Consider the following 22,707-nt stretch of genomic DNA (forward strand, 5'->3'; position numbering starts at 1 on the left):
GCCCGCGCCCTTACGGCCGGCTCGGGCCCATCGTTGCGAACATTGCCACCTGCCGGTTGCTGGCGTCAGGGCGCGGCGTGTCGCCGCGTGCCGACGGCGCAACCGGCCCGCGCAGTTCGCCGCCGAACCCGACCAGCAGCGCCTCGATCAGGCGTTTGTGCTCGTCATCGGCAATGCTGTAGATCATCGCCCGCGAATCCCGCCGCGCCACCACCAGCCCGGCATCGCGCAATTCAGCCAGTTGCTGCGACAGATTGGGCTGGCGGATATCGAGCGCGGTCTCCAGATCCCCCACCGCCTGTTCGCCGCCCAGCAGATGCAGCACGATGCGCAGCCGCACCGCATTGGCGAGCGAGCGCAGCACCAAGGCCGCCTTCGCCACATTGATCGTCGCCGCACCCGCGCCGCTCATACCGGCTTCGCCTTCGGCGTGCGCGCATCGGGCAACGGCCCGGTGCGGTAATACCAATCCTCGCCGGCAAAGCCGGGCTCATCCAGCGCCGCCGCCAGTTGCGGCGCCGGCAGAATCACGTCCTCGCCGGGCACCCAGTTGGCCGGCGTCGAAACATGATGCGCATCGCTGGTCCGCAGCGCCGCCACCAGGCGCAGCAATTCTTCGACATTGCGGCCCGTCGTCATCGGGTACCACAAAATTGCCCGCACGATCCCGATCGGATCGATCACGAACACCGCGCGCACCAGCGCGGTATCCGGCGCCTGCGGCGGCACCATGCCGAAACTCCGCGCAATCACCATCGAAGGGTCCTCGATGATCGGAAACCCGATGTCCACGCCGAATTGCACGCGAATACTGCGCAGCCACGCCAGATGCGAATAAAGACTGTCCACCGAGAGCGCGAGCAACGCACAATCGAGCGCCGCAAACCGCTCCGCCGCCCGCGCCAGGGCGACGAATTCGCTGGTGCACACCGGCGTGAAATCCGCCGGATGCGAAAAAAACAACACCCATTTCCCGCGATAATCCGAAAGCGATCGCATCCCCATCGTGGTGCGCGCCCGAAAATCCGGTGCAACATCATGCAGTTGCGGCGGATGGACCGCATCGGATGCAATCGGCAGTATCATGCTGTTTCCTTATCGACCGGCCCGCGAGACCGTGAACATCCCCACAACAGGAGATCGAGGGCTAACACTTAGAATATCGCTAAATTATCGTTTTGCCAATATATCACGTGCCGCAGGTCGCGGCCTATCCCTGCGCCTGTGCCAGCGCCGCCAGCACGTCATCGCCGTAGCGGTCGATCTTGCTGCGCCCCATGCCGGGAATCGCCTCCAGCTCCGCCCGGCTGCGCGGCCGTCTGGTCGCCAGCGCCATCAGCGTGCTGTCATGAAAAATCACATAGGCCGGCACGCCCTGCGCCGTCGCCAGTTGCTTGCGCGTCGCCCGCAGCGCCTCGAACACCGGCTCAGCACCGGCATCCAGCGTCGCGCGCGCCGCCGGCCGGCTCCGCGCGCCGGCCGATTTCGCACTCGCCTGATCCCGCCGGAACTGCACCACCTCCGCCCCACGCAAAATCGGGCCGGACAGCGCCGTGGTGCACAGCGCGCCGAACTGCTCGTGATCGACCGCGACAATGCCGTGCACCACCATCTGGCGGAACACCGAAGCCCAGCCCTTCCGGTCAAGCTCGGTGCCAACCCCGAACGTCGGCAGCTTGTCATGCCCGAACCGCACGATCTTCTCGGTGGCAACCCCCAGCAGCACGTCGGTCAGATGCCCGACGCCGAACCGCTGCCCGGTCCGCAGAATGGCCGACAGCGCCTTGCGCGCGGCCAATGTGCCATCCCAGGTTTCCACCGCCGTCGCGCAATTATCGCAATGCCCGCACGTCAGTGCCGGCGTTTCACCGAAATGCGCCAGAATCGCCCGCCGCCGGCAGGCCGCGGTTTCGCACACGCCGAGCAGCGCATCGAGCTTGCTGCGCTCGACCCGCTTGACCTCGTCCGGCGCGTCGCCCTGATCGATCATCCGGCGCCGCAGCGTCACATCCTGCAGCCCATACAGCAGCAGCGTCTCGGCCGGCATGCCGTCGCGCCCGGCCCGCCCGGTCTCCTGATAAAACGCCTCCAGGCTCGACGGCAGATCGAGATGCGCGACAAACCGCACATCCGGCTTGTCGATCCCCATGCCGAACGCAATCGTCGCCACCAGCACCAGCCCGTCTTCGGCCAGAAACGCATCCTGATGCCGGTTGCGCGTCCCGGCATCGAGCCCGGCATGATAGGCCAGCGCGTTGATCCCCTGCGCCCGCAGCCAGGCGGCCGTTTCCTCCACCGTCGCGCGGCTGAGGCAGTAGACAATGCCACTCTCGCCGGGATGGGTCTTCAAAAACGCCAGCAACTGCTTCTTCGGCTCGGTCTTGAGCGCGATGTTATAGAAAATATTGGGCCGGTCGAAACTCGCCAGAAACAGCCGTGCCGCACCCAGGTCGAGCCGGCGGCGAATATCCTCACGCGTCTGCGGATCGGCCGTGGCGGTGAGAGCGATGCGCGGCACGCCGGGAAACCGCGTGCCCAGCGTTGCCAGTTGCAGATATTCCGGCCGGAAATCATGCCCCCACTGGCTGATGCAATGCGCCTCGTCGATCGCGAACAGCGCAATCGGCACCGCATCCAGCATGTCCATGAAATCGGCCGAAACCAGCCGTTCAGGTGCGACATACAGCAGATCGAGCCGCCCGGCGCGCAGATCCGCCCGCACCCGGCTGCGCTCCGCCGCATCGAGGCTGGAATTCAGCGCCGCCGCCCGCACACCCAACTGGCGCAACGCCTCGACCTGATTGCGCATCAGCGCGATCAGCGGCGACACCACGATACCCACGCCCGGCCGGCACAGCGCAGGCAATTGATAACAGACCGATTTACCCCCGCCGGTCGGCATCAGCACGATCGCATCCGCCCCGTCGATCACATGCGAGACAATCTCGGCCTGCTGGCCCCGAAACCCGCCGTGGCCAAAAATCGTGTGCAGAATCTGCTCAGGCGTCTGGCTCAGCGCCGTATCATGGGCTTCACTCGAAATGACGGGGACTCCAGCAGAAGATCGTGTGGCTCATGGTGTCTGCCCTCGGTCCTTGCATGTCAATCGGAGCCAAACAGGCAAGGTAAGGTCTTCTTTTTTGTGAACAAAAAAGAAGCAAAAAAAACTTTGTTAATCTGGGCCCGTACCCGTGAAACCGCCCGTGCCTTAGTGTCAAAAAGTTTTTTGCTTCTTTTTTACAAAAAAGCAGCGCTCGCTACCCTACCCTACAAGCCAAAAAAAAGCGCCGCACAAGGCGACGCTTTTTCAATACCTTCGGACCGGATTAGGCGGCCTTGAGGTTCTCAGCGGACATCTTGCCCTGCTGGCCGCGCTGAACTTCGTACTGGACCTTCTGGCCCTCGTTCAAACGGCCGAGACCCGAGCGCTCGACGGCCGAAATATGCACGAACACATCTTTCGAACCATCATCGGGCTGAATGAAACCGTAGCCCTTGGTCGCATTGAACCACTTAACCGTACCTGTCGACATAACAACTCTCCAACTAAACCAACGAACGGCGACTCACACTGTGTGAGCCAGGAAACTCTTCAACGTGGGGAGGTGTCGAATGCGAAAATCGCACAAAGGCACGCAGCAACCCGGACCGAAAAAAAGCGCCGTAAAACTTCTATAGTCGGTTTCGCCAGCAATGACCAGTGCGCATCCTGCATGACTTGGCAGGGCGATGCATGGCACCCCACCGCGTCGCATCCGGCCTGCGGTCCGCCCGGTCTATTCGCGTTCCAGCGTGCACTGCAGCGGATGCTGGTTCTCGCGCGCCAGATCCATCACCTGCGTCACCTTGGTCTCGGCGATGTCGTAGGTGAACACGCCGCACACGCCCACGCCGCGGCGGTGGATATGCACCGTGATCTCCGCCGCCTCGTCGCGACTCTTGCCGAAAAACCGCTCGAGCGCGTGGACCACGAACTCCATCGGCGTATAATCATCGTTCAGCATCATCACTTTATAGAGCGGCGGCCGCTGTGGCCTGATCCGCGTATCGGTGCCAAGGCCGAACCCGGCATCGTCGTTCCGTCCAGAATCACTCATGATGTTCCAATCCCATCGCGTCGTGCGCCGCTGTCCTAGTCCGGCACGAACCGGATGTCACGCATCCCGCCCGTGTCGATCGCGGTCCGCATCCGACCCATCCGAACAACAACGGGCGAACCGTCGCCGGTTCGCCCGCCTTATCGTCAAATCGCGGGGCGCCACGCCAACGCGCCGCGCCCTCGACCGATGATCAGAGAACGGCGCCGAACTTCTCGACCGCGAGCGTCATCCGCGCCGTCAGCGGCGCAATCGCCTGTTCGGTCAGCTTCATCGAAGCGTCGGTCAGCTTGCTGGTGTCGGCCATCGCCTTTTCCATCATCGAGCGCGTGAACTCGGACTGCAGATCGACCGCTTCCTTGATCGACTTCACGCCCGCAATCGCCTTCGTCACCGCCACGGTCTCTTCAACCGAAGCCTGCGTGCTGCTGGCAATGTGCTTCGACAGACCCTGCAGACCGGCCGTGAAGATCTGGCTGGCCTTGATGAAGGCTTCCATGTTGCCCTTGCTGAACGCAACCATGTCCTCGGTCGTCTTCATCGCCTTGGCCATGCTTTCCTTCATTTTGGTCTGCTGGGCCTCGAAGCCCTTCGCTGCGTTTTCCATGCCGTCCTTCATTGTGCTGAGGGTCTTCTCGAACCCTGCGGTTACCTGCGCCTTGGTCTCGCTCATCGCCTCGGTGGCGGCGCCATGGACCAGGTCGGCTGTTTTCGTCTTGGCAGTCATGATCATGTCCTTCTCAATCGGTTGCGGTTCCTGCGGACCCCGGATGGTTCCGTCGGCGGTGCGTCCGTTGCTCAGGTCAAAGCACGACCGCCGAATTCATCGTCGCCCGATGCCAGGCCGCCCAACGGGCCGGCCGAAGCACCGACATCTCGTCACACCGCGTCTACCGCAGTGCAGCATGATCGAGATAGGCCGATAATAAGCCCGCGTCAATCGTTTTTTGTGCGCCGCAACATGAATTATCCGCCCCGCCCCAACCGCCGCGGCGCCATTATGCCGGTCCCGCACGGCCGCCCACCCCTTCCGACATCGCAACACTATTCGTTAACCACTTGGTTTTTTTATTAAATCTGCGCATTTCGGGTGGACATTTCCGGCGGTTTTATCCTACCAGTTTGTCAGGGATTGTTCACGAGCAGGAGCGTACGGAATGTCAGGTGGCGGTTTGCAGCTCTGGGTTGCGTCGAAAGCCAAGCGTTTCATGGCGATGGCGCTGGGGCTCGGCGTCCTCGCCGCCCAATCCATAACGCCCGCCCATGCCTTCCCGGTCGGCTATGGCCCGGTCTCCCCCGGCACCGACTGGATCGTGATGGATGCCACAACCGGCCAGATCCTGTCGCAAAACAATCCCTACACCGAGCGTTTCCCCGCCAGCCTGACCAAATTGATGACGCTCGATCTCGCCTTTAACGCCCTGCGCGCCGGCCGGCTCTCGGTCGATACCGCCATCCCCGTCACCGCCGCCGCCGCCCATGTGCAGCCGGTCAAGCTCAACCTTGTGCCCGGCCAGACCATCACCGTCCGCCAGGCCATGCTCGGCATGACCACCCTGTCCGCCAACGACGCCGCAACCGCGCTCGGCCAATACCTCGGCGACGGCAGCATCAGCCGCGCGGCCGCCGCCATGACCGCCAAGGCCCATGCCCTCGGCATGCTGCACACCCAGTTCTACAACCCCTCCGGCCTGCCCAACCCCGGCCAGGTGACGGATGCCTACGACATGGCAATCCTCGCGCGCCACATCCTGCTCACCTATCCGCAATACCGCTACCTGTTCTCGGTCTCGAGCTTCATGTTCGAGGGCCGGCCGATCCCCAATATCGACGGCATGCTGAAACTCTACCCCGGCGCCATCGGCATGAAGACCGGCTATACCGACCTCGCCCGCTTCAACCTCGTCACCGCCGCCGTGCGCGATGGCCATATGCTGATCGGCGTCGAACTCCACGCCCGCAGCTGGAGCGTCGCCTACCGCACCATGGCCCACCTGCTCGACCAGGGCTTCGCGGCCGAAGGAGCGGGCACCGGCCCGATCATCGCCCTGCGCAAGGCCATCCCCTCGATCATCCCGACCGCGGATGCCGCCACCCTGCGTCAGACCGCTCCCGCCAACCACCCCACCCTCGCCGCCGCCGCCCCCGTGCGCCAGCCGGCGGCCCGCCGCGTGCTGGTCACCGTCGCCCAGCGCCATGTCACCATCCGCAACATCGTGATGCGCTCCGGCCGCGTCACGCAGGATATGGTCCCCGGCTGGACCGCCCAGATCGGCGCCTACGACAATTACGCGATGGCCAGGCGCCAGGCCCTGCTGATCCGCGCCGAACGCCATGTCGGCACCGCACGGGTCAGCAGCGTGCTGATCCGCCACCACCGCGTCTGGCGCGCCCAGCTCGCCGGCCTCAACGAAGCCGCCGCCCATGCAACCTGCGTCCTGCTGCAACGCCGCCACCAATCCTGCTTCCTGATCGGGCCCCGCCAGGAAAACCTCGCGATGCGCTGATCCCCGGTTCGCCGGATCACCCAGGACCGCAACCAGCCGTCTCACGCACCATCGGGATAGCGGATACTGCGGATTTCAACCCGCTGCGGCCCGTTCGGCGTCTGAACAATCACCTCATCGCCGCAGCGGGCGCGCAGCAACGCGCGGGCCACCGGCGAGGCAATGCTCACGGTCGATTGGCTCATATCCGCCTCATCGACCCCCACGATGCGAACGGTCACATCCCGCTCATCCTCGGTCGTGTAGGTCACCGTCGCACCGAAAAACACGCGCTCACGCTGGGTCTGCGCCGCCGGATCGACGATTTCCGCATCATCCAGCCGCTGCGCGATAAAGCCGAGCCGCCGGTCGATCTCCCGCAGCCGGCGCTTGCCTTCCTTGTAATCGGCGTTCTCGCTGCGATCGCCGTTGCTCGCCGCCCAGGCGACGATGGCGACAACCCGGTGCCGGTCTTCCCGCAAGGCCGCGCGTTCGGCCTCGAGGCGCCGATGCCCCTCGGGCGTCATATGCACCTTCGCACCGTGCGCCCTATCCCCCGGCATAACCGGCGTCGCGGCCCGGCGCGTCAGCCGCTCACCGCCACCATTTGACCGGCGTCGGCTCCTCGGCGTCGACCGAAGCCGCCGGCTTGCCCCGGCGCGACCGGCTCCGCCGCCGCGCCCCCCCCTGCGTCTCGACCGCCTGCGTCTCGACCGGCTGCGCACTCACCGCCGGCGCGATGATCTCAGGCACCACCGGCGCGGGCTCTGGCGCGGGCTCTGGCGCTGGCTCAGGCGCGGGTCGCGCCGCCTCGGTCACCGCCGTCTCCGCCAGAGCGGTTTCGGATTTGGCGATCTCGGCGTGAGCGATCCGGGTCTGAAGCGTCTGGATCATCACCTGCGCCTCATGCAGCGCCTGCTCGGCACGCAACCGCGCGGCGCGTTCGGCATCGCGTTGCCGCGTCATCTCGGCCAGCGCGGCGGCATGGCGATTTTCAGCCTCCGACTTCGGGTGCAGAATCGTCACCGGCACTTCGCCATCGCGCACGAAACGGCGCCGCTGGATCGCGCCACCCGCATGAGCGCCGCCGGAACCATGGGTCTGGCCGCCGGAATTCGAATGATTGTTCGCAGGGGTCGGCGCTGACATGAGGCCGAGTGAACGGCGGATGCGGGCTTCGGTGACCTCGTCGGAAACTTCAGCCTCGTCGGGCTCGTTGAGCAAAGAAATACCTCGTTAAGATCGGGAATAGAATGCGGACCGGCGACAATAATGAACGACGGCCGTTCGGTTTGGGCCCGGTCGATGACTGTAACGCATCGACACTGCCTGACCTAAACCACACGATTATGCGCCGATGAACCTGGCCGCGCAAGCCGCGCCCGATCCATCAGCCCCCGTCTATACAAAAAACATCCGTCGAACCCGGATTTCCATCCATCGAACCGCAGACCAATCCCCGTCTGACCCGCCCGGTACTGGTCAAACCCCCACCGCCCCGGATAACGACCCCTATCCGCGTGCGCTTTCATGAACACAGCCCCCCACACAATGCCCGCGCCCCATCATTCCGCTTGTCACCCATGCTGCATTGCGCAATAAACGGTCGTGTAAGCCGTTCGGACCACTTCGCCAGCAAGGGCGCCATGCCGCCATCCGAGACCGACAGCGACAAGCTCACCCTCCCTGGCAATCGCGCCGGCCCCGCCGCGCCCAGCATCGCCCGCCGCCCCGCCTGGCAGCATGTCTCGCGCTTCACCACGATCATCGCCGTTCTCGCCGGCCTGCTGCTCTGGCAGATCGCCAGCATCCTGCACGTCTTTCCGCCCATCGCCCTGCCCGCCCCGCTCGCCGTCTGGCACGCGCTGGTCCGGCTCCTGCTCAACGGCTACGGCGGCCACTCGCTGTTCGACGATATCTGGATCAGCTCCGCCCGCATCGCGGTCGGCTTCATCGCGGCAATCCTGATCGGCGTGCCGATCGGTCTGTTGATGGCCCGCAACGAAATCGTCTTCCGCATGATCGACCCGTTCCTGCAATTCGCCCGGCCGGTGCCGCCCCTCGCCTATATCCCCCTGCTGGTGGTCTGGTTCGGCATCGGCGAACTGCCGAAAGTGCTGCTCATCCTGTTCGGCACCATTCCCGTCATCATCATCGGCACGATGTCCGGCGTGAAGGCAACGCCCCCGCTGCGCATCGCGGTCGCGAAAACGCTCGGCGCCACCGAACGGCAGATCTTCCGCCACGTCATCCTGCCCTCGGCCCTGCCCGAAATCTTCACCGCCATGCGCGTCGGCATCGGCGTCGCCTGGACCTGCCTCGTCGCCGCCGAACTGATCGCGGCGGACCAGGGCCTCGGCTGGCTGGTGCAATACGCCGGCCAGGCCCTGCAAGTCTCGATCGTCATCGTCGGCATCATCGTCATCGGCATTCTCGGCTATGCGATGGAACTCGTCATCCGCCTGATCGAGCGCCGTTTCGTGCCCTGGCGCGGCCATTCATAACCCCAACGGAGATCGTGCATGCGCAGAAAAATCCTCGCCGCCGCCCTGCTCGCCGCCACTGTCGGATCGGGCACCGCCGCCGCCAAGCCAACCGTGGTGATCGGCTATGAAAACAACGGCGCCGATCCGTGGATGGTCAGCCAGGCGCAAAAATTGTTCCAGAAAATGCTCCCCGCCGATGTCCAGTTGAAATTCTTCGATTCCGGACCCGCCGCCATGAGCGCGCTCGCCTCCAACGCGCTGCAATTCATGTGCGGCCTCGGCGTGCCGCCGTTCGTCGCCGCCGTCTCCCAGGGCGTGCCGCTCGGCATCATCTACAACCAGGAACGCTACACCAGCGCCGCCGGCCTGATCGTGCGCCCCGGCAGCGGCATCAAGACGCTGGCCGATCTCAAAGGCAAGAAAATCGCCATCGTCGAAGGCTCGCAATCTTCGTTCGAGCTCGCAACCTTCCTGCAACAGGCGCACATTCCCTTCGATGCGGTGCACCAGCTCAACATGTCGCCGCCGGAAATGCGCGTCGCCTGGACCACCAAAAGCATCAACGCCGCCATCGTCTGGGACCCCGTGTTCGATGCCCTGCGCGGCCTCGGCGGCGTCGTCCTGAAGACCGATGCCGACCTGCCGCCCGATGCCTCATCCTATAACATCTGCATCGCCGACACGGCCTGGGCCAAAACCCACCCCGCCCTGGTCACCGACTTCATCCGCGCCCTGAACGCCGGCGTCACCTACACCCGAACCCACCCCAAACAGGCGATCGCCCTGATGGCGAAACAGGCCGGCATTACCAAAAGCGTCGCGAAAACCGAACTCGCCGGCTATCAGATCTTCTCGGCAAAAGATCAGACCAAACACAGCGTGCTCGGCACCACCGCCACCGTGGCAACCTCAGCCACCACAAAGACACTGGAAAACACCGGCAAAGTGCTGCTGAAAATCGGCCGGATCGACAAGCTCCCGCCCGATGCGGCTGCCGCCGTGCTGCCGCAATATGCGGCGGCGGTGCATTAGCGTCCGCACGTGAATTGCAGGGGAAGACTTCTTTTTGTGAACAAAAAGAAGCAAAAAAACTTTTTTAATCTGGGTCTGGGGCTTTGAAAACGCCCGTGCCCCAGTTGAAAGAAGTTTTTTGCTTCTTTTTTACAAAAAAGAAGGCCTTGCTTCCCCCATGCCCATAACCCTCACCCAGGTCGCCCGCGACTTCGGCACCATCCGCGCGCTCGACCGGATTTCCCTCACCATCGAGGACCGCAGCTTCCTTACCATTCTCGGCGCCTCGGGCTGCGGCAAATCGACCCTGCTCAATCTGATCGCCGGGCTCGACATACCCACCGCCGGCCACCTCGCGATCGATGGCGTCCCCATCACCGGTCCCGGACCGGACCGCGTCGTGGTGTTCCAGCAGCCCGGCCTCTACCCCTGGCTCACCCTGCGCGACAACATCGCCTTCGGCCTGCGCATGCAGGGCCCCATCGACTGGCCACGGATCGACGACATGATCGCCACCATGGGCCTGCGCGGCTTCGAAGCCCACCGCCCCTACGAACTGTCCGGCGGCATGCAGCAACGCGCCGCCCTGGCGCGCGCCCTCGTGATGAACCCGCGCGTGCTCCTGATGGACGAACCCTTCGCCGCGCTCGACGCCCAAACCCGCCACCGGATGCAAAGCTTCCTGCTCGAACTCTGGGACAAAATCGGCGCCACCATCGTGTTCATCACCCACGATATCGATGAAGCCATCATGCTCGGCGACCGCCTGGTCGTCATGCAGGCCCGCCCCGGCCGCATCGCCATCGACCAGAAAATCCCTCTGCCCCGGCCACGCCATTGGGACATGAGCCTGGAGCCGGATTACCTGCACCTCAAGCGGACTATCATGGCCGTGCTGGCCGCGTAGGGCAAGGAAAGATAAGATAAGGAAGGATAAGACAAGGAAAGACAAGACTTCTTTTTGTGAACAAAAAGAAGCAAAAAAACTTTTTTAATCTTGGCCCGTGCCGTCAAAAACGCCCGTGCCCCAGCTCATAAAAAGTTTTTTGCTTCTTTTTTACAAAAAAGAAGCGCTTCCTACCTTCCCTTGCCTTCTCTCGCCTTTCCCTGCCATCCCGTCCCTCAGGCCTCAACCTCACCCTCCTCGATCGCGCCCCCATCCGTCCGTACTGGTTGCCGGCCCAGCAGCACCACGGCGAGGGCGGCGGCGAACAGCGCCATCAGCATCGCGAACACGCCGGAATAGCCGAGCACCGCCATTGCGCCGGCCGCGATCAGCGGTCCGGTGCATGCACCGGAGGCCCAGGCGAACAGCACGCCTGAGCTTACGCCCACCAATTGTGCCTGTGCCGCGCCATCGGCCGTCAGCCCGACGCCGAGACCGTAGAGCACGCCTGCCGTTGCGCCGTACAGCGTACCGAATGCCGCGAACCAGAGCAGCGTATGGCTCAGCCACAATCCCGCGCAGGCGGCGATCGCGATGCCGAGTGCGAGCCGGATGATCGGGATACGCCCGATCCGGTCCGCCAGCAGCCCGACCGGAAACTGCATCAGCATGCCGGCAAACAGGCACAGCGAAACAGCGATCGACACGCCATCCTGGTGCAGCCCGGCGCGCTCCATCGCCACCGGAAACATCCCGTAGAACATGCCGCTCGACATGCCGGCGGCAAAGCACGTCACCACCCCTGCCGGCGACAGGCGCAGCAGTTCGGCGAGCGACAAGCGCGCCAGCACCGGCAGCGCGGGCCCGACGCGCGTCAGGATCGTGATCGGCAACAGCGCGGTCGTGAACGCGCCGACCCCGATCATCAGCAGCGACGAGGCGGATTTGAACGCCGACAGCAGCGAGGCGCCGACGACGCTGCCGGTCCAGCTTGCAAACATGTAGAACCCGAACACCCGCCCCCGCACCGACCGGCGCGATGATGCATTGAGCCAGCTTTCCACCACGGTGAACACACCGATGCTGCACATCCCCACCACGAAGCGGATCGCGATCCACGGTATCACCGTGGCAACACCGCGGGTCAGCAGTGTCGCGTCCGCCGCCACCACGCAAAAAATCACCAGCGCCCGGATATGCCCGATCCGCATCAGCACGAAGGGCACCAGGAGGCTGCCGGCCAGCGTACCGCCGTAATAGCCCGAGGCGACAAGACCGATGGCGAACGTGCCGATCCCATGCGACAACAGCAAAATCGGTGTTAGCGGTGTCAGCAGGCCCAACGAGATCTGGGCAAACAGCACGGTCGCGTATAACGGGGCGAATTTTATCATTGCGCTCTCTGCCTGGACTGCACGACTATCGCAGATCGCGCGCCGACCGGGCAAGCGCCGCACCCGCCGCGCGATATGACGAAATCAGATGGGCAAATCTAATTTATGCGCTGGCCCGGCTTTATAAAATAGCTGCAATGTGTTTATTGCAGGTAAGCTTCAAAAAAAGGGCGGGACATTGTAATGATGCCGAATATCGCGCATGGCCTAACGTGGCGTTATTTCATGGCCATGCGCCTGATCTGTCCGGCCGCCGCCGGTCATCGTGCCACGGCGCCCGCCGGTGCGGTCAGCCGCGGGCAAAAAATGATTTGATCTGACCGGCAATCCACATCACACTACCGGGGCGACACACCGCAATTTGCCGAGGCTTCGGCCGCTCCGGGTTCAGGCCTGCCTATCCATCAGCATCGGGAGACCATCGGGTGACGAAACAATACGACGAGTTCGAACAAGCGCGCCGTGCGGCGAACGACATGCAGAACCATGTCATCGATGAATTCATCGCCGGGCGGATCGACCGGCGCGGCCTGCTGCGTCACGGCACCGCCTATGGCCTGTCCGCGGCGCTGATCGGCGGCGCACTCGGCGCCCCCCGCCGCGCGCGCGCCGCCGGCAAACCAGACGCCACCATCCGCGTCGCCATCACCGCCCCCTCGACCGCGATCAACCCCGTCACCGCCGGCGACACCGGCAGCCTCTGCATGCTGCAGCAAACCGGCGAATTCCTGCTGTTCGACACGCCCGATCTGCATCTGCAACCCGCGCTCGCCACCGCCTGGTCGGCCAATCCGGCCGGCACGGTCTGGACCTTCAAGCTCCGCCGCGGCGTGAAATTCCACAGCGGCGGCACCATGACCGCCGATGACGTGGTCTATTCCCTCGCCCGCCTCGCCGATCCCAAAAACGGCTCCAACGCGCTCTCCACCTTCAAGGGTGTGCTCAGCCCGAGCGGCATCGTCAAACAAGACGATTACACCGTCGTCTTCCATCTCGACGCGCCGAACGGCAACTTCCCCTATCTCGTCTCGTCGGACAATTACAACGCCATCATCCTGCCCAAGGGCTCGGATGCCGCGACCTTCGAAAAAACCTTCGACGGCACCGGCCCGTTCAAATTCGACAGCTACACCCCCGGCCGCGGCGCATCCTTCGTCCGCAACCCCGATTACTGGGGCAAGCCCGCCCTGCCGGCGCGCACCGAATTCGGCTTCTACGCCAACCAGCAATCGCAGATCCTCGCCCTGCAGGGCGGCCAGGTCGATCTGCTCCAGCAAATCGTGGTGCAGGGCGCGCAGGGCCTGCTGAACGACCCGAGCGTGAAAATCATCAAGCTCCGCTCGTCCAACCATCGCGAAGTGCACATGCGCTGCGACATGGCGCCCTTCACCGACAAGCGCGTCCGCCAGGCCGTCGCGCTGACCCTCAACCGCCCCGGCATCGTGCAGGGCCTGTTCCGCGGCCTGTCCGATCTCGGCAACGACAGCCCGTTCGCACCGGTCTACCCCTCGACCAACAAATCCGTCCCCCAGCGCGCCATGAACATCGCCAAGGCCAAGCACCTACTGGCGGCAGCCGGTGTCAAACCGGGCACCCAGATCACCCTGACCACCGAACAGGTCCAGGAAATCCCCGACTACGCCGTGCTGATCCAGAACGCCGCCGCCGAAATCGGCCTCAAGATCAACCTGAAAATCGAAACCAGCTCCGCCTATTACGGCAAGGCGACCTTCGGCAATTCCGACTGGCTGGATTCCCAGATGGGCATCACCGATTACGGCCATCGCGGCGTGCCCAACGTGTTCCTCACCGCGCCGCTGGAAAGCAACGGCCCCTGGAATGCCGCCCATTTCAAGAACAAAACATACGACTCCCTGGTCGCCGACTACATCGCAACCGTCGATCTGCAGAAACAGCGCGTCGTCTCCGGCAAGATCGAGCGCCTCCTGCTCGACGAAACCCCGATCATCTTCGCCTATTTCTACGACTATCTGGCAGCCTCCGTCCCGCACATGAGCGGCGTGCAGGTCAGCGGCCTCGGCCAGGTGTTCCTGCAGAACGCAACGATCGCGTAACCCAATGCGCGCCCGCCTCATCCCCATGCTGGCACAGCGCCTCGGCCTCGCTCTGGTCACGCTACTGCTGCTCAGCATGGTGGTGTTCGCGGGCGCGCAACTCCTGCCCGGCAACGTCGGCCGCGCCATCCTCGGCCCCCTCGCCGACCCCGTCGCGGTCGCCGCACTGAACCACAAACTCGGCACCGATCTGCCGGTCCCCGAGCAATACTGGATCTGGATCAGCCATTTCGTCACCGGCAACATGGGCATCTCCTACACCTACCGCACCCCGGTCGCCCCTTTCGTCATCGCCGCCCTGCTCAACTCCCTGAAACTCGCCGCGGTCGCCTTCGTCATCGTCGTCCCGCTCTCCATCGCCGGCGGCGTCTACGCCGCCATGCACGCCCGCACCTGGATCGATAAAACCATCAGCATCGCCGGCCTCTCCATGACGGTGATCCCCGAATTCGTCTCCTCGATCATCCTGATCCTGATCCTCGGCATCTGGCTCCGCTGGCTGCCCATCACCGCCACCGCCCCGCGCCACGCCGGCGTGCTCGATCAGATCGACCACCTGATCCTCCCCGCCCTGCCGCTCGTATTCATCCTGTTCGGCTACATCGCCCGCATGGCCCGCGCCGGCACCATCGAGGCTCTGGACGCCGACTACACCCGCACCGCCATCCTCAAAGGCCTGCCGCCCGGCGTCGTCATCCGCCGCCACGTCCTGCGCAACGCCCTGCTGCCCACCATCACCGTCGTCGCCACACAGGTCGGCTACCTGGTCGGCGGCCTCGTCATCGTCGAAACCCTGTTCCGCTACCAGGGCATCGGCAGCCTCATCCTCACCGCCGCCCGCGCCAAGGATTTCCCCATGCTCGAAGGCGGCATCCTCACCATCGGCATCGTCTATGTCCTGGTCACCATGCTGGCCGACATCGCCCTCGTCATGCTCAACCCCCGCCTGCGCGATGGCCGCCGCTGACCATGAGCGAAGCCGCCCTCCCCGTCCTGATCGAACCTACCGCCAAACCCAACGAACGCCTGCGCGCCGCCCTCACCGCGCCGATGTTCATCATCGGCGCCACCATCCTCAGCTTCTGGGTTGCCTGCGCCCTCTTCGGCCCCGCGCTCGTCCCCTACAACCCCTACGCCGACGATCTGATGAACACCCTCGCCCCGCCCGGCGCCGCCCACTGGTTCGGCACCGACCAGATCGGGCGCGACATCTTCTCCCGCGTCGTCGTCGGCGCCCGCTCCATTCTCTCCGTCGCCCCGCTCGCCACCCTGCTCGGCACCCTCGTCGGCACCACCCTCGGCCTCGTCACCGGCTATTTCGGCGGCATCATCGATACCGCGATCAGCCGCCTCATCGAGGTTCTCCTCGCCCTGCCCCTCATCATCGTCGCCCTGCTCGCCCTCGTCGCCCTCGGCCCATCCAACATCACCGTCATCGTCGTGATCGGCCTGATCTTCGCCCCGCTGATCGCCCGCACCGTCCGCGCCGCCGTGCTCACCGAACGCGAGCTCGACTACGTCGCCGCCGCCCAGCTCCGCGGTGAATCCGCACTCCACATCATGTTCGTCGAAATCCTGCCCAACGTCATGGGCCCCATCCTGGTCGAAACCACCGTCCGCCTCGGCTACGCCATCTTCACCGTCGCCTCGCTCAGCTTCCTTGGCTTCGGCATTCAACCCCCCTCCGCCGACTGGGGCCTCGCCATCTCCGAAAACTACGAACTCATCACCGGCGGCTATTGGTGGACCGTCACCTTCGATGCCGTCGCCATCGCCTCGCTGGTCGTCGCGGTCAACCTGATCGCCGATGGCATCCAGGGGGCGATCGAATGAGCAACACCGCCCTGCGCCACCCGGTCGAACCCGCCCCGCTCGAACAACCCACCCCCGCCCTCGCCGTCGAAAACCTCGATGTCGTCTACCGCACCCGCGGGCGCGACATGCAGGTCCTCCGCAGCGTCTCCTTCAGCATCGCCCCCGGTGAATCCTTCGGCCTGGTCGGTGAATCCGGCTGCGGCAAATCCACCGCCGCTCTCGCCGCCCTCGCCGCCCTGCCCCGCAACGGCTTCGTCCGCGGCGGCGCCGTCCGCGTCGCCGGCCAACCCCTCGCCAGCCTCGACCCCGCCGCCCTCCGCCGCCTGCGCGCCGAACAAATCTCGATGGTCTATCAGGACGCCGGCCGCGCCCTGAACCCCTCCCTCACCATCTTCCGCCAGATGGCCGAAGTCTTCGAACTCCTCGGCCAACCCGCCGACCTGCGCGCCCTCTGCACCACCATGCTCAACCGCGTGCAGATCGCTGCACCCGGCCGCGTGCTCGACTCCTACCCCCACCAGCTCTCCGGCGGCATGCTCCAGCGCGTCATCATCGCGATGGCCCTCGCAAAAGAACCCAGCCTCCTCGTCCTCGACGAACCAACCACCGCGCTCGATGCCACGGTCGAAGCCGAAGTGCTCGACCTCGTGGCCACCCTCCGCCGCGAATTCTCCACCGCCATCCTCTTCATCAGCCACAACATCGGCGTCATCGAACGCATGTGCGACCGCGTCGGCGTGCTCTACGCCGGCAGCCTGGTCGAAACCGGCCCCACCGCCGCCCTCCTCCGCCGGCCGATGCACCCCTACACCATGCGCCTGCTCCGCTGCCTGCCCATGCCCGGCCGCAGCAAGGCCACCGCCCGGCTCGATACCATCAAAGGCTTCCTTCCCCCGCCCGGCTCCATCATCCCCGGCTGCGTCTTCGCCGATCGCTGCGACCTCGCCGATGCAATCTGCCACACCACCCCGCCGCCCGAACACACCATCGCCACCCACACCAGCCGCTGCCACCACTGGCAGCGCGCCACCGAACAACCGCTCACCGCCACCGAAACACCCATCCCCCCCGCCACCCACAGCCACCAGACCGTCCTGCGCGGCACCAACATCTCCAAAACCTTCCAGATCGGCACCCGCAGCCTCCACGCCGTCACCAATGTCTCCTTCACCCTCCGCGAAGGCGAAACCCTCGGCATCGTCGGTGAATCCGGCTCCGGCAAAACCACCCTCGCCCGCCTCCTGCTCGGCCTGCTCGAACCCGACCCCGGCAGCCTCATCGAACTCGCCGGCCAACCCGCCGCCGGCCAGGCCGCGTCGCGCACCCAGGATCAGCAAAAAGCCCTGCAAATCGTCTTCCAGAACCCCGATTCCGCCCTCAACCGCTCCCACACCGTCCGCCACCTGATCGGCCGCGCCCTCGCCCGCCTCGCCAGCCTCTCCGGCACCGCCCGCACCACGCGCCTCACCGAACTCATCCACGCCGTCCGCCTGACCGACCGCCACCTCGGCATGCGCCCCCGCCAACTCTCGGGCGGCCTCAAACAACGGGTCGCCATCGCCCGCGCCTTCGCGGGCTCCCCCCGCGTCGTCATCTGCGACGAACCTACCTCCGCCCTCGATGTCTCGGTCCAGGCCGCCATCCTCAACCTCCTCGCCGACCTCCAGGCCCGCGAAAACACCAGCTACGTCTTCATCTCCCACGACCTCGGCGTGGTGCGCTACCTGTCCGACCGCATCGCCGTCCTCTACCTCGGCCGCATCATGGAAATCGGCCCCGCCGAAGCCGTGTTCGAAGGCCCCCACCACCCCTACACCGAAGCCCTGCTCTCCTCGATCCCAACCCCCTTCAACGAATCCACCACCCCCGAAACCACCCGCATCCGCCTCCACGGCGACATCCCCAGCCCGCTGACCCCCCCCACCGGCTGCGTCTTCCACACCCGCTGCCCCCGCAAACTCGGCCCCATCTGCGAAACCACCGAACCCACCTCCGAAACCATCAACGACCACACCATCGCCTGCCACATCCCCCGCGACCAACTTGGCAAACGACCGTAGGGTGGGGTGCACTTCCGCACCCCACCACCCGAGCAAAAGATCGCAAAGCAAAAGCAAGACTTCTTTTTTGCAAAAAAGAAGCAAAAAACTCCTATGAATCTGGCCGAACGCCGCTAAAGCGACGCAGCCCCCACCAAACCGCCCCCGCTACAAAAAACCCGCCATTCCGAGCGCAGCGCGGCAATCCAGCCCAGCAACGCCCCGGTCCATCACAATCACGCACCGGCCTGCAATGGTGACGTACTCTTGGGCTGTCAGCTAAGTGACAACTTGGCGCAACCTGGTACGTCGGCCCGATTCCCATGCTGGCATGAAAGCGGCCACCGTAATGGAACGGCACGGTTGTGGCGCGTCGTCGAGCCGATGTAGTATTCGGATATGGGGCGGAGACCGACCACAACTTGGCACCGGATTTTCGATTTTTCGAATAACCCGCTCGCCCATCCGGCTATGGCGCAAACGGCATGAGCGACGTTCAAGGAATTTACCGGCAGAGCCAGCCCACACCGTCACCGTTCCCGCCCTATCCATATTTTGAACTGACGGCCAGGGATGCCGTCTACCTGCTGGTGCCGCATTCGGTTGCGAACCGCGGTGTAAAACGCTTCGCGATGTTCGGTGACGGCAATGGCATGCCGCAGGATTTCATCGGCAAGCTCCGCTTCGAGCACCTGCTTGATGATCTGAAGAAACTATCACGGCTGCGGAACGATGAGTTTTCATCGGAACCCGTCAGTCAAACACGTGATCCAGGACCACAAATTGACCGATATGGATCAAACTTTGGCAAGTTTCTTTCACCGAAAGGCGCGTCTTTCGGGGCCAGAGCGCTTCCCTACGACGAAAGTGCGATGCCATATCATGCGTTTGAGGTGTTAAAGCCTCTGACGGTGCCGTCTGGGCGTGCTGCAGCTTGGTTTGGCGAAGAAGGCGGCGCTACCCAGTATATGACGTCCAGTTCGGTCAGCGATTTGATTAAAAATGGCTTTCTTAAGGAAATTGATCCATGAACAAGCATGATATGAAAAAAATATTAGATGAAAACGGTATAAAAGAAAATGTAATATACGAGATGCAGGATACCAACATTGGTGATCTTTTGGGTATTGAGGAAACTATACAAGGCTGGACTGTTTATTATAGCGAGCGCGGAAAAAAAGAAATATTGGAAATATTTGATAACGAGGATTCAGCTTGCCGGGCGATGCTACAGAAGGTTTCACAAAGGATGCTGGAAGATTATGGAGAAGTAGTTGATTTTTCAGAATATCAAGAATCCTGAGTGTCCATCCGGGAACACCTTGAATCTTTGGAGTCACTTGTGATTCCATCTCGACGGCCTCGTGAAAGCGCGTGGCATCGCGCTTACCGGTGATGAAATCGCGGAGCTGGAAGCCCTGGCCGACGCCGCCCAGGTGAACACCCGCGACTAGTGGGAAAAAGAAATGTGATGGAAGCGCCGATGCTTCGAGCTGTCTGAGCGTCCCAGGCCGACCCAAGTCAACCGCCAGAATCCCGGTTGGGCAATCCCAAAAGCTGACACTCGTGACGCAGTCGCAGTTCTCTTGGTAACCCGCGGGAGGCAACTGCAGGATTGAGCGAAGGCACCAACTGTGAAACACAACTTCAAGAAACGCGGAAGCATCGATGGCAGCTTTGTTCATCGAGGACATCGTCGGCAAACCGAAGCCGGGTGAACTGAAAATTCCTGCCGGTCCGAGCCCAAACCGCACGACCCACCCACCCCACCGCATCGACCAGCGTCAGCAGCTTCGCGCTCAAATGAGACACTGTAAGCAGCCGCGATGACACGTAAAAGCGGACATTATGTGGTGCAACTCCAGAGGCATTGCACCCTACGCTCACTTCAGGGGTAAGTGGCTAACACATCAACGACTAGCCAGCGTAGCCCTTCGAAATTGCAATTTTTGGCCGCTCTGAAAGTAAGGGAATCGAACGTAACGCTACCGAGTCTGTATTTTGACTTAATATAGTGAAACAGCATTGATAGCCAGAATTTTCCACTTATAATTTGGCTCTCGGATGCACGATAAAATCCCAATAAACGTGTATCGCTCGAAAGAGGTTCTGCAGGCTTTGGAATACCTCGTTGATCGCAGATAGCATTGATATCGTCCAAATATTTGGACATCAGGATAGGACAAATCTCCCATAGCTGCTTTGATTTACAAAAACTTTCTGGTTTTAGGCGACAGTTGGCGATTCCCAAATCTTCTAGCTGGGCGAAGTAGAAGAGCGAAAAAAGAGTTCTAAGATCGTTCCCAATCTCGGAAATCGTTTTTTCAAGACGCAAATTTCTTCGAACCTCTTCCCTTCCGATCTTTGGATCCGATTCAACAACAATTTCAACCATTGCTTCTTCCTGTAGGAAAAAGTTTTCAATGCAGAATCTGTCTAGATAAAATAAGCCCTTGATGTCTTCCTTCTTGTTGAGTAGATCATCGAAATCCTTGTCGAGAATGTAAACACGTTTCTGTAATGAGTTGGCTCCACATTCTTTTGCATGAGCAAGAACACTTGGCTTCCCACCAAGAGGAAAGATTTTCTCAAAAATTAGCTCTGGAAATATTGCCTTTAAAATAACAAAATAGAGATTCTCCTGGTCAGCATCCTCAACATAAAAATAAAACTCATTATAACTTCGATAGAAAATGTCCGTAGCAGCCAAGCCACCTTCGCTTCTCTGAGGAAGAGCAATCATCTTATCTGTCACGTCATTGGCCTCAGAAGAGTACGCAAGAAGATTTTCGGCCCGCCACAATTTCCGGTGAGTGAGTTGCTACAAGAACTTGCGTCTTGTTAGGGCGAAGCCTCAAAAATGAATCCATAAAATCTGTTTGCCATTTCGGGTGAAGAGACAATTCGGGTTCATCAACGATGAAGATCGAACTTTCAGTTGCTTCAAAGGCCATGAGCGCAAATAAGATAATGATTTGGGTCTCCCCCGATGACAATTTTTGAATAGGTCGGTAATTACCGACCGAATTACCGTTCTTCAACTCAGTGAAGACAAGCCTTCCAGTGTTGTCGTCAGCTACAACTGACTTTCCACTATCCTTTAAAAATAAATTGACGGATTTTAAATATTCGCTCAGTCGGTTGAATGCCGCCGCGTTACTTTCTTCAAATTCTTTAAAAGCACGGGCTAATTGATCGACTCTAGAAAACTGGGATTGGATTAAATCTACAACCTTACCAGATGTTTGTGAACTTTTATCAACCTCCTGGCCTAAGCTCCTAAAATAACTAAAGTATTGCTCTACGCGTTGTCTCACATTCTCCAACGGGATTGATGCTGACAGATACTCTTTGACCTTTTTTTCCAGTTGTTCTGTACTCTCCTTGGGAATTTGGAAGCCGGTTGAAGATAGATCCTCACTGTCTGGACTATGCAAAGCCGTCAAGATTATTCGAGATTTAAGTTGAGTATCATTTTCTCGCGCCGCTTTTCGGTATTCTGCGTATTGCTCACCGAAAATTTTTTGAACGTGCTGTAGCGGGGTAATTTGCTTCCTGAGACGATTCCGAACCATCGCTTGCGGCGATTCGTTATAAATGACTTCTTCGATCTCAGCCGTAATTGTTCTTTCGAGAGAGATAACAGTAGGTTTTTTCAAACTTCTTAAAAAAATCCAGATTTTTTTCTCATGCTCTTCTGGGGTCAAACCTCTATATCGTTCTTCATCTGCCCCCCCGGGCTCTTTAGGCTCGACTTTGATCGAAATGGGCGAAAATTGATCATGCGCGCATTCGACCTTGATCAAAACTTCAACTGCGGATCGTTCTGCAATAATTGTATAATCTTTATCGTTAATCTCTAGATTGAGCCGCAACTGACAGTAATCTTGGGTGGCAAGCTTGGGAACGTTGGGCGTAAGTAGCCAATCAATAACACTAAGGGCACTTGTCTTGCCGCTTCCGTTAATACCCACGAGAAGGTTTAGGTCATTAAAGAACCTCAAGCTCAGGTTCAATGTACCATACAGGTCTTGGATACTTAGGGAAATAAGTCGCATTCTAGATCACTCTCGCAATTCATATTTCTTATAGAGGCATTTACAACGTTATACGATCTAGAATAGTCCATCCTCAAGCGGCCATCTACCTTTCGGTCCGCCAGCCCCGATAAGATTTAGACTACCAATGTTCGCTCGGAGATGTAAAGCGGGCTATCGAGGTTTCTTGGACGACGGCAAGCCTAGCCGTGCTGCCCTGGGTCTGCAACCCGGGGTAGGACATCCCTCGCGGAACACGGGCTTTATATCAGGGTTGTGGCGCGACAAACACGGTGGGAAAGGGAATCAACGCGCTTGGCGTGCAGATCGTGGGCATAAAGCTCGTCAATGAATGCGCGGATATCCCTCAGCCGCCCACCA

Annotated in this window: 22 protein-coding genes; 11 read left to right on the forward strand and 11 right to left on the reverse strand. The window is 61.5% G+C overall.

Going from position 1 to position 22,707, the window contains the following annotated elements; genetic code table 11:
* Nucleotides 1-10: 10 nt before the first annotated feature.
* The 3 genes from AruPA_RS14165 to recQ all read right to left on the reverse strand — a co-directional run bounded on the left by AruPA_RS14165 (nt 11) and on the right by recQ (nt 3,016).
* The gene (locus tag AruPA_RS14165; RefSeq protein ID WP_265637380.1) at nt 11-412 is read right to left on the reverse strand and encodes a helix-turn-helix transcriptional regulator; all 402 of its coding nucleotides are present in this window, start codon (nt 410-412) and stop codon (nt 11-13) included.
* Nucleotides 409-1,086 (reverse strand): peroxiredoxin, encoded by a 678-nt coding sequence (locus AruPA_RS14170; RefSeq protein WP_265637381.1) that lies wholly within the window; start codon nt 1,084-1,086, stop codon nt 409-411. Before AruPA_RS14170 ends, AruPA_RS14165 begins: the two co-directional genes overlap by 4 nt.
* A 124-nt stretch (nt 1,087-1,210) precedes the next feature.
* On the reverse strand, nt 1,211-3,016 hold the full coding sequence (gene recQ / locus AruPA_RS14175; protein ID WP_408858723.1) for a DNA helicase RecQ: 1,806 nt from the start codon (nt 3,014-3,016) through the stop codon (nt 1,211-1,213).
* Here recQ and AruPA_RS14180 point away from each other — a divergent pair.
* Nucleotides 2,933-3,340 carry a hypothetical protein gene (locus AruPA_RS14180; protein ID WP_265637382.1) on the forward strand — a complete coding sequence of 136 codons (408 nt, stop codon included), beginning with the start codon at nt 2,933-2,935 and terminating at the stop codon, nt 3,338-3,340. The two genes, recQ and AruPA_RS14180, sit on opposite strands and share 84 nt — an antisense overlap.
* Here the strand turns inward: AruPA_RS14180 and AruPA_RS14185 are convergent.
* From AruPA_RS14185 to AruPA_RS14195, 3 genes are all read right to left on the reverse strand, one after another.
* On the reverse strand, nt 3,327-3,533 hold the full coding sequence (locus AruPA_RS14185; protein WP_029313577.1) for a cold-shock protein: 207 nt from the start codon (nt 3,531-3,533) through the stop codon (nt 3,327-3,329). The two genes, AruPA_RS14180 and AruPA_RS14185, sit on opposite strands and share 14 nt — an antisense overlap.
* 243 nt (nt 3,534-3,776) lie before the next feature.
* Nucleotides 3,777-4,097: an ATP-dependent Clp protease adapter ClpS gene (clpS, locus tag AruPA_RS14190; protein WP_265637384.1), complete on the reverse strand. Its 321-nt coding sequence runs from the start codon at nt 4,095-4,097 to the stop codon at nt 3,777-3,779.
* Between the two features lie 193 nt (nt 4,098-4,290).
* Entirely contained in the window at nt 4,291-4,830 is a 540-nt protein-coding gene (locus AruPA_RS14195; RefSeq protein ID WP_265637385.1) for a phasin family protein, read from the reverse strand.
* Between the two features lie 424 nt (nt 4,831-5,254).
* Here AruPA_RS14195 and AruPA_RS14200 point away from each other — a divergent pair, with 424 nt between their 5' ends.
* Nucleotides 5,255-6,604 (forward strand): D-alanyl-D-alanine carboxypeptidase family protein, encoded by a 1,350-nt coding sequence (locus tag AruPA_RS14200; RefSeq protein WP_265637386.1) that lies wholly within the window; start codon nt 5,255-5,257, stop codon nt 6,602-6,604.
* Between the two features lie 41 nt (nt 6,605-6,645).
* Here AruPA_RS14200 and greB read toward each other — a convergent pair whose 3' ends face one another.
* Both greB and AruPA_RS14210 read right to left on the reverse strand, forming a co-directional pair.
* Nucleotides 6,646-7,110: a transcription elongation factor GreB gene (greB, locus tag AruPA_RS14205; protein ID WP_265637464.1), complete on the reverse strand. Its 465-nt coding sequence runs from the start codon at nt 7,108-7,110 to the stop codon at nt 6,646-6,648.
* A gap of 67 nt (nt 7,111-7,177) precedes the next feature.
* Entirely contained in the window at nt 7,178-7,807 is a 630-nt protein-coding gene (locus AruPA_RS14210) for a hypothetical protein (protein ID WP_265637387.1), read from the reverse strand.
* Nucleotides 7,808-8,229: 422 nt separating this feature from the next.
* Between AruPA_RS14210 and AruPA_RS14215 the strand changes: the two genes are divergently transcribed.
* From AruPA_RS14215 to AruPA_RS14225, 3 genes are all read left to right on the forward strand, one after another.
* A complete protein-coding gene (locus AruPA_RS14215; RefSeq protein ID WP_265637388.1) occupies nt 8,230-9,087 on the forward strand; it encodes an ABC transporter permease in 858 nt (285 codons plus the stop codon).
* 18 nt (nt 9,088-9,105) lie between these two features.
* Nucleotides 9,106-10,101 carry an ABC transporter substrate-binding protein gene (locus AruPA_RS14220; RefSeq protein ID WP_265637389.1) on the forward strand — a complete coding sequence of 332 codons (996 nt, stop codon included), beginning with the start codon at nt 9,106-9,108 and terminating at the stop codon, nt 10,099-10,101.
* Between the two features lie 157 nt (nt 10,102-10,258).
* Nucleotides 10,259-10,987: an ABC transporter ATP-binding protein gene (locus tag AruPA_RS14225; RefSeq protein ID WP_265637390.1), complete on the forward strand. Its 729-nt coding sequence runs from the start codon at nt 10,259-10,261 to the stop codon at nt 10,985-10,987.
* A 215-nt stretch (nt 10,988-11,202) separates the two neighbouring features.
* Here the strand turns inward: AruPA_RS14225 and AruPA_RS14230 are convergent, their stop codons facing one another.
* Complete coding sequence (locus AruPA_RS14230; RefSeq protein WP_265637391.1) at nt 11,203-12,360, reverse strand: MFS transporter; 1,158 nt, start codon at nt 12,358-12,360, stop codon at nt 11,203-11,205.
* 425 nt (nt 12,361-12,785) lie between these two features.
* On the opposite strand from AruPA_RS14230, the gene AruPA_RS14235 reads away from it, so the two are divergent.
* From AruPA_RS14235 to AruPA_RS14260, 6 genes are all read left to right on the forward strand, one after another.
* A complete protein-coding gene (locus tag AruPA_RS14235; protein ID WP_265637392.1) occupies nt 12,786-14,435 on the forward strand; it encodes an ABC transporter substrate-binding protein in 1,650 nt (549 codons plus the stop codon).
* Between the two features lie 4 nt (nt 14,436-14,439).
* On the forward strand, nt 14,440-15,402 hold the full coding sequence (locus tag AruPA_RS14240) for an ABC transporter permease (RefSeq protein WP_265637393.1): 963 nt from the start codon (nt 14,440-14,442) through the stop codon (nt 15,400-15,402).
* Nucleotides 15,403-15,404: 2 nt separating this feature from the next.
* Nucleotides 15,405-16,268 (forward strand): ABC transporter permease, encoded by an 864-nt coding sequence (locus tag AruPA_RS14245; RefSeq protein WP_265637394.1) that lies wholly within the window; start codon nt 15,405-15,407, stop codon nt 16,266-16,268.
* The gene (locus AruPA_RS14250; RefSeq protein ID WP_265637395.1) at nt 16,265-18,310 is read left to right on the forward strand and encodes an ABC transporter ATP-binding protein; all 2,046 of its coding nucleotides are present in this window, start codon (nt 16,265-16,267) and stop codon (nt 18,308-18,310) included. Before AruPA_RS14245 ends, AruPA_RS14250 begins: the two co-directional genes overlap by 4 nt.
* 464 nt (nt 18,311-18,774) lie before the next feature.
* Nucleotides 18,775-19,320: a TNT domain-containing protein gene (locus AruPA_RS14255; protein ID WP_265637396.1), complete on the forward strand. Its 546-nt coding sequence runs from the start codon at nt 18,775-18,777 to the stop codon at nt 19,318-19,320.
* Nucleotides 19,317-19,592 (forward strand): hypothetical protein, encoded by a 276-nt coding sequence (locus tag AruPA_RS14260; protein ID WP_265637397.1) that lies wholly within the window; start codon nt 19,317-19,319, stop codon nt 19,590-19,592. Before AruPA_RS14255 ends, AruPA_RS14260 begins: the two co-directional genes overlap by 4 nt.
* Nucleotides 19,593-20,177: 585 nt before the next feature.
* On the opposite strand, the gene AruPA_RS14265 is transcribed toward AruPA_RS14260, so the two are convergent.
* Both AruPA_RS14265 and AruPA_RS14270 read right to left on the reverse strand, forming a co-directional pair.
* Nucleotides 20,178-21,044, reverse strand: a complete 867-nt coding sequence (locus AruPA_RS14265) for a DUF4435 domain-containing protein (protein WP_265637398.1) — start codon at nt 21,042-21,044, stop codon at nt 20,178-20,180.
* Between the two features lie 10 nt (nt 21,045-21,054).
* Complete coding sequence (locus tag AruPA_RS14270; protein ID WP_265637399.1) at nt 21,055-22,347, reverse strand: AAA family ATPase; 1,293 nt, start codon at nt 22,345-22,347, stop codon at nt 21,055-21,057.
* Nucleotides 22,348-22,707: the final 360 nt, after the last annotated feature.

The organism is Acidiphilium sp. PA, from assembly GCF_026191915.1.
Classification (GTDB): domain Bacteria; phylum Pseudomonadota; class Alphaproteobacteria; order Acetobacterales; family Acetobacteraceae; genus Acidiphilium.

Bases quoted from the DNA above. Each gene is read 5' to 3' on its own strand.
- greB (WP_265637464.1), bottom strand. From the start codon at position 7,110: ATGACGCCCGAGGGGCATCGGCGCCTCGAGGCCGAACGCGCGGCCTTG.
- clpS (WP_265637384.1), bottom strand. From the start codon at position 4,097: ATGAGTGATTCTGGACGGAACGACGATGCCGGGTTCGGCCTTGGCACC.
- AruPA_RS14220 (WP_265637389.1), top strand. From the start codon at position 9,106: ATGCGCAGAAAAATCCTCGCCGCCGCCCTGCTCGCCGCCACTGTCGGA.
- AruPA_RS14250 (WP_265637395.1), top strand. From the start codon at position 16,265: ATGAGCAACACCGCCCTGCGCCACCCGGTCGAACCCGCCCCGCTCGAA.
- AruPA_RS14230 (WP_265637391.1), bottom strand. From the start codon at position 12,360: ATGATAAAATTCGCCCCGTTATACGCGACCGTGCTGTTTGCCCAGATC.
- AruPA_RS14260 (WP_265637397.1), top strand. From the start codon at position 19,317: ATGAACAAGCATGATATGAAAAAAATATTAGATGAAAACGGTATAAAA.
- AruPA_RS14240 (WP_265637393.1), top strand. From the start codon at position 14,440: ATGCGCGCCCGCCTCATCCCCATGCTGGCACAGCGCCTCGGCCTCGCT.
- AruPA_RS14215 (WP_265637388.1), top strand. From the start codon at position 8,230: ATGCCGCCATCCGAGACCGACAGCGACAAGCTCACCCTCCCTGGCAAT.
- AruPA_RS14245 (WP_265637394.1), top strand. From the start codon at position 15,405: ATGAGCGAAGCCGCCCTCCCCGTCCTGATCGAACCTACCGCCAAACCC.
- AruPA_RS14270 (WP_265637399.1), bottom strand. From the start codon at position 22,347: ATGCGACTTATTTCCCTAAGTATCCAAGACCTGTATGGTACATTGAAC.
- AruPA_RS14200 (WP_265637386.1), top strand. From the start codon at position 5,255: ATGTCAGGTGGCGGTTTGCAGCTCTGGGTTGCGTCGAAAGCCAAGCGT.
- AruPA_RS14180 (WP_265637382.1), top strand. From the start codon at position 2,933: ATGCGAGACAATCTCGGCCTGCTGGCCCCGAAACCCGCCGTGGCCAAA.
- AruPA_RS14185 (WP_029313577.1), bottom strand. From the start codon at position 3,533: ATGTCGACAGGTACGGTTAAGTGGTTCAATGCGACCAAGGGCTACGGT.
- AruPA_RS14225 (WP_265637390.1), top strand. From the start codon at position 10,259: ATGCCCATAACCCTCACCCAGGTCGCCCGCGACTTCGGCACCATCCGC.
- AruPA_RS14165 (WP_265637380.1), bottom strand. From the start codon at position 412: ATGAGCGGCGCGGGTGCGGCGACGATCAATGTGGCGAAGGCGGCCTTG.
- AruPA_RS14195 (WP_265637385.1), bottom strand. From the start codon at position 4,830: ATGATCATGACTGCCAAGACGAAAACAGCCGACCTGGTCCATGGCGCC.
- AruPA_RS14170 (WP_265637381.1), bottom strand. From the start codon at position 1,086: ATGATACTGCCGATTGCATCCGATGCGGTCCATCCGCCGCAACTGCAT.
- AruPA_RS14255 (WP_265637396.1), top strand. From the start codon at position 18,775: ATGAGCGACGTTCAAGGAATTTACCGGCAGAGCCAGCCCACACCGTCA.